This is a genomic window from Nocardioides sp. Leaf307 (assembly GCF_001423135.1).
Classification (GTDB): domain Bacteria; phylum Actinomycetota; class Actinomycetes; order Propionibacteriales; family Nocardioidaceae; genus Nocardioides; species Nocardioides kribbensis.
In genome coordinates this window covers 1,098,938-1,114,049 of record NZ_LMNY01000002.1, presented here as the reverse complement: position 1 = coordinate 1,114,049, position 15,112 = coordinate 1,098,938, and the positions used below count along the sequence as shown (strand labels likewise).

Genomic DNA, 15,112 nt, shown 5'->3' with positions numbered 1-15,112 from the left:
CGAGGCTCCGTTTCTATCCATGGGGGTAGGCGGTGAAGACCCTGAAGCCGAGAGGCATGGCGGGATCACGGCGGAGCACCACGATCGCACCTCTGACGGGGCGGAGTTCATCGCTCCCGCGCCGAGCGCTGAGACCGACGTCGTATGGAAATCGCCCCCGGAGCTCGAGGCGCTGCGCATCGCCCCGCAGCCAGTCCGAGATGTCGTCCTCGTGCCGCCTGATCAACGACTCGATGATGTTTTGAGCGGATTCCTCGTCGGGGAAAGCGCTTGATGTGCGAGGTGGCCGGCGCCCGGCAAAGCGCGACAGGATCTGGGCCGCGTCGCCCACATGGAGCTGAATGGTGTGCGAGCCCCGAACCTCGTGCTGCCGCAACCAGTCGCCGGTCAGCCGGTACCTCGGAACGCCCCGCCATTGGATCTGCCCCGCCTCGTCGGAGAGCCCACCGGAGCGGGCGTAGCGGAACTTCTCCAGCCGGCCGCGGGCGATGGTGACGCGGGCGGCGGCGTTGCGCACGGAGGCGGCGAGCACCTCGTTGGCGGCCCGCAGCCGGGCCCCCACGGCGAGGACGTCGGGGGTGATGGCGGCGACGCGGGTGCCGGTGAGGGCGGTGGCGCCGACGGTGCCGCCTCCGCCGGTGACGGAGTTGAGGAGCATGCCGGCGCCCTGGATGACGACGGTCTCGGCCAGCAGCTGCACGACGAGGGCGACGACCTCGGCCCGGTGGGACTCGACCTGGTCGGCGTACTGCTCGCAGGCTCGGCCCAGGCCGTAGGCCTCCTCGGCGATCGCGGCGAGCTGGTCGGAGACCTCCTGGCAGGCGTCGACGGCGAGCGGGATCTCGGGGGACACCTCGCCCTCGAGGCCCCGGACCGCCGCGCCGCAGTCGGAGGTCAGGTCGGCGACGGCGCGCGCGCAGTCGACCCACGTGGCGCCCGCGGTGCGCAGCTCGCCGACGTCGGCGCTGGGCCACGCGAAGCCCTGGATCAGGTCGATCACCCAGCCCAGCCCCGTGGGGACGGCCGACCAGTCACCGCCGAGGGCGGTGGGCGGCGGGGAGGGCATCGCCGCGACCCAGCCCAGGTCGCCCGGCCCGCCGGCGGGGGAGACCTCGCCGTCGGGCGCGACGACCGCGCCCGGCACCACCACGCCGCGGAGCACGGCCCCGGCCTCGGCCCGCTCGTGCTCGGCGCGTGACGTCGCGGTGAGCCGACCCAGGCACGCCAGCGCCGTCACGCAGTCGCCGAGCCCGGCGACGACCTCGGCGGATGCTGTGTCGTAGGCCGCTGCGAAGTCGGCGGAGGTGGCGTCGTCGCCGGCCATGCCGCCGAGACCGGCGAGGGCGTCGGTGAGGTCGTCGAGGTGCTCCGCACAGCGGCGGTTGCCGGTGGCCAGGGCATGCTCGGCGGTGAGGAAGCCCGCGCCGTCGACGTCGATCCTCACCGCACGGCCCCCCAGGCCGCGAGGTTGGAGGCGACCGCCGCCTCGTAGCGGTCGTGGGCCACGCCCGCGGCCGTGCGCAGGTCGGCGAGCGCCCCCCGCATCTCCTCGTACGCCGCGGCCCAGCGCGCATGCGCCTGGTCGTGCGCATCGGCGGCGGCGCCCGTCCACGTGGCGTCCAACCGCGCCACCCGGGCCGCCACGCGGTCGAGCGCCGCGTCGAGCTCGCGCTGGGTCGCACCGGCCGCGTCGACGACCCGCTGGAGCTCCGCGAGGTCGACCCGGAAGCCGCTCACCGGGAGCCTCCGACGCCGCTCCCGTCGAGCCGGGCCGCCAGCGCTGCGAGTCCGTCGGCCACACCGACGTCGAGGTCGGTCACGTCGCGGTGGTGCCGCGCGATCCGGTCGGCGGTCTCGTCGAGGGCCGCGACGACCGCGTCGGCCGCCCCGGCCCAGTCGGCCCAGGCGACCGCGAAGGAGTCGGCGGCCCGGCCGCGCCACACGGCGTCGAGGAGCCCGTCGACCTCGCGGCCGAGGCGGGAACGCGAGCGGGCGAGGTCGGCGGCGGTGTCGCGCAGGTCGGCGACCGCGGCGTCGGTGGCCGCGTGGTCGAGGGCCAGCGCGCCGGCGGGGCCGGCGGCGCCGACGGGGGCGTCGAGGTGCATCGGATCTCCCGAGAGGTCGTCGTAGGACCACCCTGACCCGAGGGGGAGCGCCGCGACAGCCCCGGTCGCCGATCTGTGGAAAACCCCGCGGGAGGGGTCAGACGAGGTCGCCGGGGTCGGCCGGCACGTCGACCGACTGCGAGCGCAGCGCGTCGAGGGGGATGATCTCGAGGGCCCGCTCGCTGGTCGCGGCGAGCACGACGGGGGCCGCGACGCCGTCGTGGAGCGCCTGGAGCCAGCGCACGGCCACCACGCACCAGCGGTCGCCGGGGTGCAGCCCCGGGAAGCCCCACTCGGGGCGCGGGGTGGCCAGGTCGTTGCCGACCGAGCGCTGGTGGGCGAGGAACTCCTCGGTCATCACCGTGCACACCGCGTGCAGGCCCACGTCGGCCGGGCCGCAGGTGCACGTGCCGTCGCGGTGGAAGCCGGTCATGGGCTCGGTGCCGCACGGCTCGAGCTCGCCGCCGAGCACGTTGAGCTCCGGTGTGCCCTCGGGTCGCATGGCGTCACTGTCGCAGGTCGGGTGGCTCCGCGGACAGGGTTCGCGGAGACCGCCCCCCGCTGTCACGGTCAGCGCCCGACCATCACCCCGACCGGCTCGGGGGTGAAGCCGGGGAAGACCTGGGCGGCGGAGGCGTCGGTGCGCGACAGGACGACCTCGGAGAGCACCGAGCGGAAGTCGGTGGTGACGGTGAGGTCGGCGTCGAGGGAGTTCTCCAGACCGGGCCAGCGGCCGTAGTAGCGCCCGCCCTTGACCCCGGCGCCGGCGAGGAACATGACGTTGCCCCAGCCGTGGTCGAGGCCGTAGTTGGAGTTCTCCGAGACCCGTCGGCCGAACTCCGAGATGGTCAGCAGGGTGACCCTCTCGCGCATCGAGCCGAGGTCGGCGAAGAAGGCGGCGATCGCGGTGGCCAGGTCGTTGGCGTTGTACTTCATCGCGCCCCAGTCGAGGGTGCCGAGGTCGGCGTGCATGTCCCACTCGCCCTGGTCGACGGTGACCAGGGAGACGCCGACGTCGCCGCGGATGGTGCGGGCGACGGCGGCCAGCGCCCGGCCCAGGTCGCTGTCGGGGTAGGCCGCGCGGTTCTCCGGCTCGGCGCGCACGGGGCCGAGGTCGGCCACGGCCGCCATCGCCGAGCGCATGCCACGGGCCATCGGGGCGGTGGAGGAGCCCCACATCTGCGACAGCGAGCGCAACCGGGCCTGGTCGGTGTCCCACTGGTCGTTCCCGGCGACGACGGCGTCGGAGATGTTGCGCAGCGACATGATCGGCTGCTCGCCGTAGAGCGAGGCCGGCGGGGAGGAGGAGCCGATGCTGACGCCCTGGAGCGGCGAGTCGCCGTCGAGGCCGCCGAGCAGGCGGTTGAGCCAGCCGCTGCGCACGCTCGAGCCCGGGTTGGCGTCCTCGACCAGCTCCATGGCCGCGAAGTGCGACCGGTTGGCCACGGCCATGCCCGTGGCGTGCACGGCGGCGAGCTCTCCCGACTGCCACATCGGGAGCAGGGGCGCGAGGTTGGGGTGCAGCCCGAAGAAGGCGTCCTTGCCCAGCAGCTTGGCCGCGGGCACGGCGATGCGGGGGCGCGCGGCGTAGTAGGCCGGGTCGCCGTGGGGCACGACGAGGGAGAGCCCGTCGGCGGCACCGCGCATCGACAGCACGACCAGCACCGAGCCGTTCGGCGCCGGCGCGACCCCGGCGGCCATGGCCGGCGCGGCGCCGTAGGTGACCATCGCCGAGCCCACGGCGTACGCCGCGCCCGTGAGCCCCAGCCCGCGCAGGAAGCCGCGGCGCGAGAGCGCGGTGGCGGCGGCGTAGTCGGGGCACCCGCACGGGTCGCCGGTGCGGGAGGCGGTGCGGGCAGCAGCAGTCGTCATCGTCGTCACGCTCACCGGAGGTAGTGGTCGGGGTGGTCGAGCAGAGCAGCGAGCAGGCGCGGGAAGTGCCACTTCATCAGCGCGTGGTCGGCGGTGATGGTGGCGTCGGGGGCGATGCCGGTGGCCGTGCACGCGCCCTGGAGGAGCGAGGCGGAGGACGGACGGGCGTGCACGCGGCGGGCCATGTGGTCGACCAGGTCGCGGAAGACGATCGGGAACTCCGGCACCCACTCGGTGGGCTTCTTGTAGGTCGTGCCGTGCTCGGGCCACCACCCGCCCGACATCGACCAGTGCATGGCCATCGAGGCCAGGGCGCGGGCCGGGGAGTCCCAGGCGGCGTTGGTGAGCGGCTGTCCGTCGGGGCGGGGCCAGGCGAAGGGCTTGAGCCCGATGGTCTCCGACTGCCAGATCATCGCGTTGGCGGCGGCCTCGCCGTCGCTGGGCGGCTCGAGGGGCAGGCCGAGGGCGCGGTAGGTCGCGACGACGTCCTCGGCGGGGTCGCGCAGCTTGGTGCGCCGCGAGGTGCGGAACTCGCGGCTGTTGACCAGCTTCATCAGCACCGGCTTGATGGCGGTGTCGTTGGCCAGGTAGGTCGCGGCCAGCCTCTCCACCAGCGCGTCGCTGGGGGTGTCGCTGACGAAGCGCAGCGCCAGCTTGCGCGCGATGCGCCGCGCCGTGGCGGGGTGGTGGGCCAGGTGCACGAGGTAGGCCCGCACGACCTCGCGCCCGTCGGCGGCGGCGTTGTCGTGGCTGAAGCCCGCCACCTGCACCGGCCCGGTCCAGTGGTCCTCGGGGCGGTAGGTGGCGGCCCAGGTGCGCCACAGGTCGACGCGGTAGCCGGTGAGGATCCTTGCGGAGGCCTTGACGTCGTCCTCGGTGTAGTTGCCGACCCCGAGGGTGTGCAGCTCGAGGAGCTCGCGGCCGAGGTTCTCGTTGGGGTGGGCCTTGGTGGAGGTCGCGCCGTCGAGGAAGATCAGCATCGAGGGGTGGGTGATCGCCTCGACCAGCATCTCGTCGAAGCGCCCGAGCGCGTGGCGCCGCATGATCTCGCCGTACGGCGCGCGCCACACCGCCTGCGCGTCGCCGATCGCCGGCACGTGGAGGTGGCCCTCCCAGAACTCCGTCATCACCTCGAGCACCTGCTGGCGCGAGGTGATGCGCCGCGCCATCACCCGGCGCGCGTAGTCGTACATGACCTCCCACGTGCCGCGGACGTCGGTGACCTGGCGCTGCCAGAGGTCGGCGGGTCCGCGGTGGAGGTCGGGCCACCAGTCGGCGAGGGCCTCGGCGCGGGCGGAGTCGGCGGTGGCGAGCTGCTCGCGGAACCACGCCATGCCGCCGCCGGCGGCCTTGACCTCGGCGGTGAGCTCGGGCGTGACGCCGTAGGAGAAGCGGGTGGTGAGGTGGCGGGCACCGGCGCCCAGGACGGGCGTGCGGGCGTAGCGGCCGGGGGCGTAGGTGGCACTCACGAGGCGGGGGGTCCTCATCCGTGGGGTGGTGCGGCGGGGGTGCGGGTGATGGCGCGGGGGTGCTGCAGGGGGGGTGTCGAGGGGGGCGACACGGTGATCTTCGGCCGCGACGCGCCGAGGCGGAGGGATCGGCCCCAGAAGGGGCCGTCAGGCGGGCGGCATGGCCCGGACGGGCCATGCCCGGGTGGCCCGGTCGGGTCACCCGCAGGAGGTGGGTGGGGTGCGGTCGAGCCGTTCGTGGCACCGGTGTCGCCGAACGGCGCATGGAGCGTCGCGACGTGGGTACGTTGCGACCGTCCAGCCCGCGGCGCCACGCCACGGGCCTGCCCCCGGTCACGAGGATCCCCCCATGAGCGACAGCACCCCGTCAGCCCCGCCCCCGCCGCCCGAGGGCTACCGCCCCCCGCCGCCGGCCGGCTCGCCCTCCTCCTACGGCGCGCAGCCGCCCTCGCCGTACGGCGGCTACGGCGCGCCCGCGACCTACGGCGCCCCGGGCGGCGCGCCCCTCGGCAAGGTCCGCGGCACCGGCGTCTGCATCGTGCTGGCCATCGTGACCTTCGGCATCTACTCCCTCTACTGGTACTTCAAGACCCACGAGGAGATGAAGCAGCACAGCGGCCAGGGCGTCGGCGGCGGCGTGGCCCTGATCCTGGCCCTCTTCGTCGGGTTCGTGATGCCCTACCTCACCGCCAGCGAGGTCGGCGGGCTCTACAAGCGCCGCGGCCAGGAGCCGCCGGTCAGCGGTCTCACCGGCCTGTGGTACTTCCCCGGCATGTTCATCCTCGTCGGCCCGATCGTGTGGTTCGTGAAGACCAACGGCGCCCTCAACCGCTACTGGGAGTCGCTGGGCGCCACCCGCGACTGACCCGCACGGAACACCCGGGACGCTCCCGGGGTTGGCCCGACGTACCCCCGTCACCGACCCCAGGAGCGTCTCCCCGTGCCCACCTCCGAGCTGTTCACCCCGATCACCCTGCGCGGCGTCACCGTGCGCAACCGGGTCTGGGTGGCGCCGATGTGCCAGTACTCCTCCGTCGACGGCCTGCCCGACGACTGGCACCTGGTGCACCTCGGCTCCTTCGCCCGCGGCGGCGCCGGCCTGGTCATGACCGAGGCCGCGGCCGTGGTGCCCGAGGGGCGCATCACCCCGCAGGACGCCGGCATCTGGGACGACGCGCAGCGCGACGCCTGGCGCCGTGTCGTCGACTTCGTGCACGGCCAGGGGGCCACGGCGGCGGTCCAGCTCGCCCACGCCGGGCGCAAGGCCTCCGCGGCCCGCCCCTGGGCCGAGGGCCAGGTGGCCTCCGACGCCGAGGGCGGCTGGGAGCCGGTCGGCCCGTCGGCCGAGGCCTTCCCGGGCCTGCGCGACCCCCGCGCGCTGACGGTCGCCGAGATCGAGCAGGTCGTGGAGGCCTTCGGGGCCGCCGCGGTGCGCGCCGTCGAGGCCGGCTTCGACGTCGTCGAGGTCCACGCCGCCCACGGCTACCTGCTCCACGAGTTCCTCTCCCCGCTCTCCAACCACCGCGACGACGAGTACGGCGGCCCCTTCGAGCACCGCGCCCGCCTCCTGCTCGACGTCGTACGCCGGGTCCGCGCGGCCGTCGGCGAGGAGGTGCCGCTGCTGGTGCGCATCTCCGCGACCGACTGGGCCGAGGGCGGCTGGGACGCCGACTCCTCGGTGCGCCTCGCGGGGCTGCTGCGCGAGGCGGGCGTCGACCTGGTCGACACCTCCTCGGGCGGCAACCTGCGCGTCGACATCCCGGTGGAGCCGGGCTACCAGGTGCCGTTCGCGGCCCGGATCCGCGCCGAGGCCGGCATCGCCTCGGGTGCGGTGGGCCTGATCACCGAGGCCAAGCAGGCCAACGACGTCATCGCCGAGGGCTCCGCCGACGTGGTGCTGCTGGCCCGCGAGCTGCTGCGCGACCCGCACTGGCCGCTGCGCGCGGCCCACGAGCTCGGCGTCGAGCCGGGGGAGGGCGTCGACTGGCCGGTGCAGTACCGCGCGGGGTCCGCGGGCTGGTGAGGCCGGCTGGTGAGGCCCGGCCGCTCAGAGCACCGAGCGGTAGACCTCCACCGTGCGGGCCGCGATCGCGCCCCAGCTGAAGGACTCGATGGCCCGCTGCCGGCCGGCGCGCCCCAGGGCGGCGGCGCGGTCGGGGTCGGAGACGACCTCGACGAGCGCCGCGGCGAAGTCGGCGACGTAGCGGTCGGGGTCGAGCGGCGTGCCGGTGCCGTCGGTGGCCTGCTCGATGGGCACCAGCAGGCCGGTGGCGCCGGCCCCGGCGCCGTCGACGACGACCTCGGGGATGCCACCGGTCGCGGTGGCGACCACCGCGGTCTCGCAGGCCATCGCCTCGAGGTTGACGATGCCCAGCGGCTCGTAGATCGAGGGGCACGCGAAGGCGGTGGCGGCGCTGAGCAGGGCGACCACGTCGGCGCGCGGCAGCATCTCGCGGATCCACACGACGCCGTCGCGCTCGGCGGCCAGGCCGGCCACCAGCGTCTCGACCTCGGCCTGGATCTCCGGGGTGTCGGGGGCCCCGGCGCACAGCACGATCTGCACCTCGGGCGGCAGCTGCGCCACCGCGCGCAGGAAGAGCGGCAGCCCCTTCTGCCGGGTGATCCGGCCGACGAAGACGACGGAGGGCCGGTCGGGGTCGACGCCCTGGGCGCGCACCCGGTCGGGCGCGTGCACGGGGGCCCACAGGTCGGTGTCGATGCCGTTGTGCACGGTGTGCACGCGGCCGGGGTCGACGGCGGGGTAGGAGCGCAGCACGTCCTCGCGCATCGCGGCCGACACCGCGATCACCGCGGCCGCCGCCTCGTAGGAGGTGCGCTCCACCCACGACGACAGGGCGTAGCCGCCCCCGAGCTGCTCGGCCTTCCAGGGGCGCAGCGGCTCCAGGGAGTGCGCCGAGACGACGTGCGGCACGCCGTGGAGCAGCGAGGCGAGGTGGCCGGCCATGTTGGCGTACCAGGTGTGGGAGTGCACCAGGTCGCTGCCGGCGCACCCCTGCGCGATGGCGAGGTCCACGCCCAGGGTGCGCAGGGCCGGGTTGGCGCCGGCGAGCTCGCCCAGGTCGGCGTACGACGAGGTGCCGGGCTCCTCGCGCGGGGCGCCGAAGGCGTGCACCCGGGTGTCGGGCCCGTCGGGCATCGCGCGCAGCGCGCGCACCAGCTCGGCGACGTGCACCCCCGCCCCGCCGTAGATCTCCGGGGGGTACTCCTTGCTCAGGACGTCGACTCGCACGCAGGTGAACCTACTCGCCCCGGGGGCGACACGCCCCGCGGGAACAGCGTCCGTGGACGCCGGGTTGGGGCGGGCATGAGCACCCGCCCCGTGAAGGTCCCCGACGCCAGCCACCCCATCTCGGTCACCGCCACCGGCCAGCCCGTCACCGTCAGCGTCGACGGCCACGTGGTCGCGCGCACCGACGCCGCGCTCAGCCTGGCCGAGGCGGGCTACCCGCCCGTGCAGTACGTGCCGATCGGCGACGTCGACCCGCTCGTGCTGACCCGCACCGAGCACGCCACCTACTGCCCCTACAAGGGCGAGGCCGCCTACTACAGCCTCGTGGTCGGGGGCCGCACGCTGGAGAACAAGGTGTGGACCTACGACACGCCCTACCCCGCGGTCGCCGAGATCGCCGGCCACGTCGCCTTCTACCCCGACGTCGTGGACGTGCGCGTCGGCTGACCTGCCCAGCCGGGGGTCCGGGGCGTTACGGTGACGCCATGAGCGCCTCCCGCAAGAAGGTCCTGGCCATCGTGCTCGCCGGCGGTGAGGGCAAGCGACTGATGCCGCTCACCGCCGACCGGGCCAAGCCGGCGGTGCCCTTCGCGGGCATCTACCGCCTCATCGACTTCGCCCTGTCCAACGTCGTCAACTCCGGCTACCTCCAGGTCGTGGTGCTGACGCAGTACAAGAGCCACAGCCTCGACCGCCACGTCACCCAGACGTGGCGCATGTCGACCATGCTCGGCAACTACGTCACCCCGGTGCCGGCCCAGCAGCGCGTGGGCAAGCACTGGTACCTCGGCAGCGCCGACGCGATCTACCAGTCGCTCAACCTGATCAAGGACGAGAAGCCCGACATCGTGGTCGTGGTCGGGGCCGACCACGTCTACCGCATGGACTTCTCCCAGATGGTGGCCCAGCACGTCGAGAGCGGCGCGGCCTGCACCGTCGCGGCGATCCGGCAGCCGATCTCGCTGGCCGACCAGTTCGGCGTGATCGACGTCGTGCCCGACGAGCCGAGCCGCATCCGCGACTTCCTCGAGAAGCCCACCGACCCGGTGGGCCTGCCCTCGAGCCCCGGCGAGGTGCTGGCCTCGATGGGCAACTACGTCTTCGACGCCGACGCGCTCGTCGAGGCCGTCACCCGTGACGCCACCACGCCCGGCTCCAAGCACGACATGGGCGGCGACATCGTGCCGGCCTTCGTGCGCCGCTCCCAGGCCGGCGTCTACGACTACCGCGACAACGTCGTGCCCGGTGCGACCGACCGCGACCGCGGCTACTGGCGCGACGTCGGCACGCTCGGGTCCTACTACGCCGCCCACATGGACGTCGTCTCCCCGCTGCCGGTCTTCAACCTCTACAACTTCGACTGGCCGATCTACACCGCCTACGGCCCGCAGCCCCCGGTCAAGATCGTGCAGGGCGGCGACGGCACCAAGGCCGAGGTCGACGAGGCCGTGCTCTCGCCCGGGGCCGTGGTGACCGGCGGCGCGGTCAGCCGCTCGGTGCTCTCGCCCGCGGTGCGCGTGGAGTCCGGCGCCGAGGTGAGCGGCTCGGTGCTGCTCAACGGCGTGCAGGTCGGCGCCGGGGCGGTCGTGCGCAACGCCATCCTCGACAAGAACGTCGTGGTGCCCCCGGGCGCCCAGGTCGGCGTCGACCCCGAGGCCGACCGGGCCCGGGGCTTCGTGGTCGAGGACGGCCTCACCGTGCTCGGCAAGGACCAGCCCTTCCCGGCCTAGGTCGCGGGTGGCGGGGTCGTGGGGAGCAGCCCCGCGGCCCGCGCCGGCTCGGCGTAGGCCAGGGCGAGGGTCTCGGTGGTCTCGTGGGCGTTGAGCCCGCTGGGGTTGGGCACGATCCACAGCTCCGCGCCGGCCAGGGGCTCGGGCTGGCGGCCCTGCTGCGCGCGGGGCAGCGCGAAGGCCGTGCGGTAGGCCGTGACGCCGGCGACCGCGACCACGCGGGGGCCCACCCGCTCGACCAGCGCCGTGAGCCGCGCGGCGCCGGCGCGCAGCTCGGCGGCGCCGAGCTCGGAGGCCTTGGCGGTCGCACGGGGTGCGAGGTTGGTCAGCCCAATCCCGCGCTCGCGCAGCCGGTCGCGGTCGGCGTCGGTGAGGCCCGCGGCCGGGTCGACGGGGTGCTCGATCACCCCGGCGCGGAGCATCGCGGGCCAGAACCGGTTGCCCGGGTGGGCGAAGTGCGTGCCGGTCGCCGCGGTCCACAGGCCGGGGTTGATCCCGACCACGAGCAGCCGCACCGGGTGCGCGTCGTCGCCGAGCAGGTCGGGCACCTCCGCGTCGCGGAAGCCCTCCAGCTCGGCGCGGGTGAAGGTCTGCCGCGGGCTCACGCGCCGAGCCTGCCACGCCGGCGCCGGGTGCCCGCGGGAACCCCGCGCCGCGGGCTACCGTCGGAGCACCATGCGCCTCCTCCTCGGGACCCTGACCGTGCTCGTGCTCGCGTCGGGCTGCGCCGACGGCCAGACCTCGGGGTCGGCCGCCGACCCGGTCCGCGCGGGCGCGGAGCCCGAGGTCGTCGCGCTGCTGAGCGCCACGGCCGCGGGCGGCCGGCCGGGTGCGGGGCCGACCCACCTGCGCGGGCCGGGCGACGTGGCCGCGCTGGTCGCCGACCTGCGGGGGCCGCTGGTGGGCGAGGTGCGCCGTGCGGTCGAGGGCACCGACGTGCCGCAGGGCCGCGAGCTGGTCGGCGGCGTCGTGGCGGTGGGCTGCGAGCCGGCCGAGGACGTCGGTGTGGAGGGCTCCGGTGAGGGGCTCCGGCTCACCGCCGCCCCCGCCCCCGCGACCGGTCGGGAGTGCCTCGCGCCGGTGACGACGGTGGCGCTGGTGCTGGTCGAGGAGCCGACCGACCGCGGAGCCGGCCGGGCCGGGATCAGCCCCGAGGGGCGACGTAGGTGACCAGGAGGCTGTTGGCCACCGAGCGCTGGACGTCGTCGGAGGGCTCGTTCTCGACCGCCAGCCCGCCGTCGCCCTGCTCGGCCACGAGGGTGGAGGAGCCGCCGCCGTCGAGGTTGAGCGCCTCGTCGGCGCCGAGGTCGATCATCAGGTCGGCCAGCTCGACCATGGTGTGGCCGCGGCTCTGCTCGGAGCGGCCGTCGACCACGAGCACGAGCACCTCGCCGGTGTCGGAGTCGATGCCCACCGCCGTGCGCGGGTGCATCTCGCGGTCGTCGACGACCTGCACCACCCCGTCGTCGACGAGGAACTTGTTGCCGGTCACGACCATGCGCGGGGCGCCCTCGAGCGACCAGGTGGTGCGCACCGGCGTCCCGACCCGCAGCGCGCGCAGGGAGCGGGCCCCGTCGCCGCGCCCGACGAGCAGCCGGCCGTCGATCCTGGCCCCGGGCTGGAGGCGGGTGCGGTTGGCGACGACCCGGCCGTCGCGCACGACGACGAGTCGCACGTCCTCCTGCTGGCCCTGCACGACCTGGTAGCCCGGCGAGCGACCCCACCGGGGCGTGTAGATCCCGACCCCGCCGGGGGCCACGACGTGCGAGTTGAGGTTGGTGACGTCGATGCCGGGGCGGTCGACGACCGAGGCCCTCAGGCGGACCGTGCCGATGTGGGGCGCGCCGTGGGCGCCGAGGTAGAAGGCGGAGTTCCACCCCGAGGCGCGGGCGTTCATGACGCCCCCGGCCTTCGAGCGGCCGACGCCGAGCGGGGCGCCCGTGCGGCCGATGTCGTAGAAGTCGCCGTTGACCGCGCCGACCGCGGCGGGCCGGTCCTGGGCCATGTCGAGCACGGTCTCGGTGGCGGCGACCCGGCCGGGGTTGGCGTAGTCGAGGCCCACGCCCCTCACCGAGGGGTCGACCACCAGCAGGTGCGCGCGGACCGGGCCGCGGGCGTCGGTCTGGCTCCACTCCCGCAGCTCGACGCCGGGGGCGACGCGGCGCACCGAGACGACGCTGCGGGTGAGGAGACGACGGTCGTCGGCGGTGCCGGGCGCCGCGAGGGCACCCGCCAGGCCGTCGGAGGTCTGCCGGTCGCGGCCCTCGCCGGCGGCGGTGCCGGGCCGGGTCGCCGGAGCCGAGCTCCCGGCAGGGCTCGGGTCAGGACTCGCGGAGCCGGCGGGAGCGGGGTCGTCGGGGGTCGCCAGGGCCGGGGCACCGAGGGCGAGCAGCCCGCTCAGCGCCGCGGCAGCCAGGGGTCGGGAGACGCGCACGGCATGAAGGCTAAGCCTCTCACCGGTGCTCGCGGGGCAGATGCACCACAGTTCCCTCCAGCACCACGCGGCCCGGCCGCCTCAGGAGCAGGGCACCGAGCCCAGGCGGGCCAGACCCTCGCGGTCGCCCTCGCCCAGGGTGGTGCGCCCCAGGTTGTCGGCGTTCATCAGCTCCTCCGGGTCGTCGACGTGGCCCAAGCCCACGACGTGGCCGAGCTCGTGCACCAGGATGGCGCGCATCTGCTCGCGCCCGCCCGGCTCGTCGGCGAGGCGGTCGTAGACGTCGGTGTCGAGGGCGACCATGCCGGTGACGTAGTAGCGCCGGCCCAGGCCCTGGCTGGTCGCGCTGCCGCCGAGCCCGGCGACGTCGCCGGCCAGGCGCGGCACCTCCTCGTCGTCCGACCAGCCGATGAGCACCGGCGCGGGCCGGCCGAGCAGGCTCTCGCGCCGCTCGAAGTCGCGGTCGTCGGTCACTCCCTCGTCGCTGAACCGGAAGCCCGTGGCCCCCTCGATCTCGGCCACCGACTCCGAGACCAGCACCTCCCAGTCCTGCGGCGCCCCGGCGGGGTTGACCACGTAGGTGATCGGCTCGCAGGGGTTCCAGCTCACCGGCTGGCGGCCCCCGCGCTGGGTGAGGCTGAAGTCGTAGGACCCGCCGGTGTCCTCCACGCCCACGAGGTCGCCCAGCCGGTCGTTGCGACCCAGCAGGTCGCGCATCCGGTTGCCGAAGGCGCCCGGGTCGCGCATCAGCAGCAGCGTGGTCACCACGACCGCCACCAGCAGCCCCGGCAGCACCGGCCCGTGGGTCCGGCGCTCCCGGCGCGGTCGCGACGTACGCCGGCGCGCGCCCCACGGCTCCCGCACGGGACGGTGGGTCGGGCCGGCGCCGAGGCCGTGGGCCTGGTCGAGACGGTCGAGCTCGCGCAGGCGCCGCTCCATCTCCCTGGCCCAGCGCCGCTGCGCGCGTCGTTGCGAGAACCCCACGGCGCCATTCTCACCCGGCGCTCCACACCGGCGTGGCCGGACGGGCGCAGCGGTGTCGCACTAGGGTCGGCGGCGTGCCGGTGTGGAACACCTTCGTGGAGGGCGACAACCTCGCCGTCCTGCGGGCGTGCGCCGCGCGCGGCGAGGCCTTCGACCTGGTCTACATCGACCCGCCCTACAACACCGGGCACGCCTTCGCCTACGCCGACGACCGCCGCGGCGCGCCCGGGGAGGGCCGCCACGCCGCCTGGACCGCCTTCATGCGCCCGCGCCTCGAGGCGGCCCGCGACGTGCTCGCCGGCACCGGGGCGCTCTTCGTCAGCATCGACGACCACGAGGCGGCGCACCTGCGGCTGCTGCTCGACGAGGTGCTGGGCGAGGAGGGCTTCCTGGCCCAGGTCGTGGTCAACCTCAACCCCAAGGGCCGCCAGCTCGGCGGCGGCTTCGCCACCAGCCACGAGTACCTGCTGGTCTACGCCCGCGACCCGCGCCGCTGCGTGCTGCAGGCCAGCAGCCCCGACACCGTCGACGAGCGCGACTTCCCGCTCACCGACGCCGCGACGGGGCGGCGCTTCCGGCACCTGCCGCTGCGCAACACCAACAAGAAGTTCAACCCCACCAGCTCCCGCACGCTGCACTTCGCGGTGTGGGGCGACCCGGTCACCGGCCGCGTCGCCACCACGCCCTTCGACGGCGCTGTCGAGATCGAGCCCGTCTTCGGCGACGGCCGGCCCGCGGTCTGGCGCTGGAGCCGCCCGCTCATCGACCAGCGCCCCGACGACCTGGTCTGCCGCACCGTCAACGGCGTGCGCGGCCCGCGGGTCGACGTCTTCCAGCGCGACTGGCTGCACCCGGGCCGGCGCAAGAAGCTGACCACGATCTGGCTGGCCGAGGAGGTGGGCTCCACCGACACCGCGGTGGCCGAGCTCAAGGAGCTGGTGGGCCACGTCTTCGAGTCGCCGAAGCCGACCGGCCTGCTGCGCCGCGTGCTCGCCACGATGCCCGCCGACGCGCGGGTGCTCGACTTCTTCGCCGGCAGCGGCACCACCGGCCACGCGGTGGCGCTGGCCAACGCCGCCGACGGCGGCACCCGCACCTGCACGAGCGTCGACGTGGCCGCGCCGACCCGCGTCGGGTCCAACGCCCACGCCGCGGGCCTGGCCACGGTCGCCGACATCACCCGGGCGCGGCTGCGCGCCGTGGCCGAGCGCGTCGGCGGCGGGCTGGAGGAGCGGGTCGAGCCACCCTCCTGACCCGCGGCCGACCCC

At 75.2% G+C, this 15,112-nt stretch carries 16 protein-coding genes; 6 read left to right on the top strand and 10 right to left on the bottom strand.

Annotation, left to right across the window (positions count from 1 at the left end):
- Nucleotides 1-13 precede the first annotated feature (13 nt).
- From ASF50_RS14485 to ASF50_RS14460, 6 genes are all read right to left on the bottom strand, one after another.
- Complete coding sequence (locus tag ASF50_RS14485; protein ID WP_056904864.1) at nt 14-1,444, bottom strand: RNase A-like domain-containing protein; 1,431 nt, start codon at nt 1,442-1,444, stop codon at nt 14-16.
- A complete protein-coding gene (locus ASF50_RS19305) occupies nt 1,441-1,737 on the bottom strand; it encodes a WXG100 family type VII secretion target (RefSeq protein WP_056865777.1) in 297 nt (98 codons plus the stop codon). Before ASF50_RS19305 ends, ASF50_RS14485 begins: the two co-directional genes overlap by 4 nt.
- The gene (locus ASF50_RS14475; RefSeq protein WP_056904863.1) at nt 1,734-2,105 is read right to left on the bottom strand and encodes a WXG100 family type VII secretion target; all 372 of its coding nucleotides are present in this window, start codon (nt 2,103-2,105) and stop codon (nt 1,734-1,736) included. The genes ASF50_RS19305 and ASF50_RS14475 overlap by 4 nt, the downstream gene beginning before the upstream one ends.
- A gap of 97 nt (nt 2,106-2,202) precedes the next feature.
- Nucleotides 2,203-2,607 (bottom strand): DUF2237 family protein, encoded by a 405-nt coding sequence (locus ASF50_RS14470; RefSeq protein ID WP_056865779.1) that lies wholly within the window; start codon nt 2,605-2,607, stop codon nt 2,203-2,205.
- Nucleotides 2,608-2,675: 68 nt separating this feature from the next.
- Nucleotides 2,676-3,977: a DUF1501 domain-containing protein gene (locus ASF50_RS14465; protein WP_156718292.1), complete on the bottom strand. Its 1,302-nt coding sequence runs from the start codon at nt 3,975-3,977 to the stop codon at nt 2,676-2,678.
- A gap of 11 nt (nt 3,978-3,988) precedes the next feature.
- Nucleotides 3,989-5,464 carry a DUF1800 domain-containing protein gene (locus tag ASF50_RS14460; RefSeq protein ID WP_082503191.1) on the bottom strand — a complete coding sequence of 492 codons (1,476 nt, stop codon included), beginning with the start codon at nt 5,462-5,464 and terminating at the stop codon, nt 3,989-3,991.
- Nucleotides 5,465-5,795: 331 nt separating this feature from the next.
- On the opposite strand from ASF50_RS14460, the gene ASF50_RS19505 reads away from it, so the two are divergent.
- Both ASF50_RS19505 and ASF50_RS14450 read left to right on the top strand, forming a co-directional pair.
- Nucleotides 5,796-6,311 (top strand): DUF4234 domain-containing protein, encoded by a 516-nt coding sequence (locus tag ASF50_RS19505; RefSeq protein ID WP_082500555.1) that lies wholly within the window; start codon nt 5,796-5,798, stop codon nt 6,309-6,311.
- A gap of 75 nt (nt 6,312-6,386) precedes the next feature.
- The gene (locus ASF50_RS14450) at nt 6,387-7,469 is read left to right on the top strand and encodes an NADH:flavin oxidoreductase/NADH oxidase (protein WP_056904860.1); all 1,083 of its coding nucleotides are present in this window, start codon (nt 6,387-6,389) and stop codon (nt 7,467-7,469) included.
- Between the two features lie 24 nt (nt 7,470-7,493).
- Here the strand turns inward: ASF50_RS14450 and glgA are convergent, their stop codons facing one another.
- Nucleotides 7,494-8,696 carry a glycogen synthase gene (gene glgA / locus ASF50_RS14445; RefSeq protein ID WP_056904859.1) on the bottom strand — a complete coding sequence of 401 codons (1,203 nt, stop codon included), beginning with the start codon at nt 8,694-8,696 and terminating at the stop codon, nt 7,494-7,496.
- A gap of 75 nt (nt 8,697-8,771) precedes the next feature.
- Between glgA and ASF50_RS14440 the strand changes: the two genes are divergently transcribed.
- Nucleotides 8,772-9,143, top strand: a complete 372-nt coding sequence (locus ASF50_RS14440) for a DUF427 domain-containing protein (protein WP_056904858.1) — start codon at nt 8,772-8,774, stop codon at nt 9,141-9,143.
- A 38-nt stretch (nt 9,144-9,181) separates the two neighbouring features.
- Nucleotides 9,182-10,426, top strand: a complete 1,245-nt coding sequence (glgC, locus tag ASF50_RS14435; protein ID WP_056865785.1) for a glucose-1-phosphate adenylyltransferase — start codon at nt 9,182-9,184, stop codon at nt 10,424-10,426.
- On the opposite strand, the gene ASF50_RS14430 is transcribed toward glgC, so the two are convergent.
- Nucleotides 10,423-11,031, bottom strand: coding sequence for a mismatch-specific DNA-glycosylase (locus tag ASF50_RS14430; RefSeq protein ID WP_056904857.1), 609 nt, complete (start codon nt 11,029-11,031; stop codon nt 10,423-10,425). The two genes, glgC and ASF50_RS14430, sit on opposite strands and share 4 nt — an antisense overlap.
- Nucleotides 11,032-11,101: 70 nt before the next feature.
- Between ASF50_RS14430 and ASF50_RS14425 the strand changes: the two genes are divergently transcribed.
- The gene (locus ASF50_RS14425) at nt 11,102-11,596 is read left to right on the top strand and encodes a hypothetical protein (RefSeq protein ID WP_056904856.1); all 495 of its coding nucleotides are present in this window, start codon (nt 11,102-11,104) and stop codon (nt 11,594-11,596) included.
- Here the strand turns inward: ASF50_RS14425 and ASF50_RS14420 are convergent.
- A complete protein-coding gene (locus ASF50_RS14420; protein ID WP_056904855.1) occupies nt 11,571-12,860 on the bottom strand; it encodes a phosphodiester glycosidase family protein in 1,290 nt (429 codons plus the stop codon). The genes ASF50_RS14425 and ASF50_RS14420 overlap by 26 nt on opposite strands.
- A gap of 81 nt (nt 12,861-12,941) precedes the next feature.
- A complete protein-coding gene (locus ASF50_RS14415) occupies nt 12,942-13,844 on the bottom strand; it encodes a matrixin family metalloprotease (RefSeq protein ID WP_156718290.1) in 903 nt (300 codons plus the stop codon).
- Nucleotides 13,845-13,918: 74 nt separating this feature from the next.
- Between ASF50_RS14415 and ASF50_RS14410 the strand changes: the two genes are divergently transcribed.
- Entirely contained in the window at nt 13,919-15,097 is a 1,179-nt protein-coding gene (locus ASF50_RS14410) for a site-specific DNA-methyltransferase (protein WP_056904853.1), read from the top strand.
- The last annotated feature ends 15 nt before the right edge of the window (nt 15,098-15,112 follow it).

Bases quoted from the DNA above. Each gene is read 5' to 3' on its own strand.
- ASF50_RS14440 (WP_056904858.1), top strand. From the start codon at position 8,772: ATGAGCACCCGCCCCGTGAAGGTCCCCGACGCCAGCCACCCCATCTCG.
- ASF50_RS19505 (WP_082500555.1), top strand. From the start codon at position 5,796: ATGAGCGACAGCACCCCGTCAGCCCCGCCCCCGCCGCCCGAGGGCTAC.
- ASF50_RS14465 (WP_156718292.1), bottom strand. From the start codon at position 3,977: ATGACGACTGCTGCTGCCCGCACCGCCTCCCGCACCGGCGACCCGTGC.
- ASF50_RS14425 (WP_056904856.1), top strand. From the start codon at position 11,102: ATGCGCCTCCTCCTCGGGACCCTGACCGTGCTCGTGCTCGCGTCGGGC.
- ASF50_RS14460 (WP_082503191.1), bottom strand. From the start codon at position 5,464: ATGAGGACCCCCCGCCTCGTGAGTGCCACCTACGCCCCCGGCCGCTAC.
- ASF50_RS14470 (WP_056865779.1), bottom strand. From the start codon at position 2,607: ATGCGACCCGAGGGCACACCGGAGCTCAACGTGCTCGGCGGCGAGCTC.
- ASF50_RS14475 (WP_056904863.1), bottom strand. From the start codon at position 2,105: ATGCACCTCGACGCCCCCGTCGGCGCCGCCGGCCCCGCCGGCGCGCTG.
- glgC (WP_056865785.1), top strand. From the start codon at position 9,182: ATGAGCGCCTCCCGCAAGAAGGTCCTGGCCATCGTGCTCGCCGGCGGT.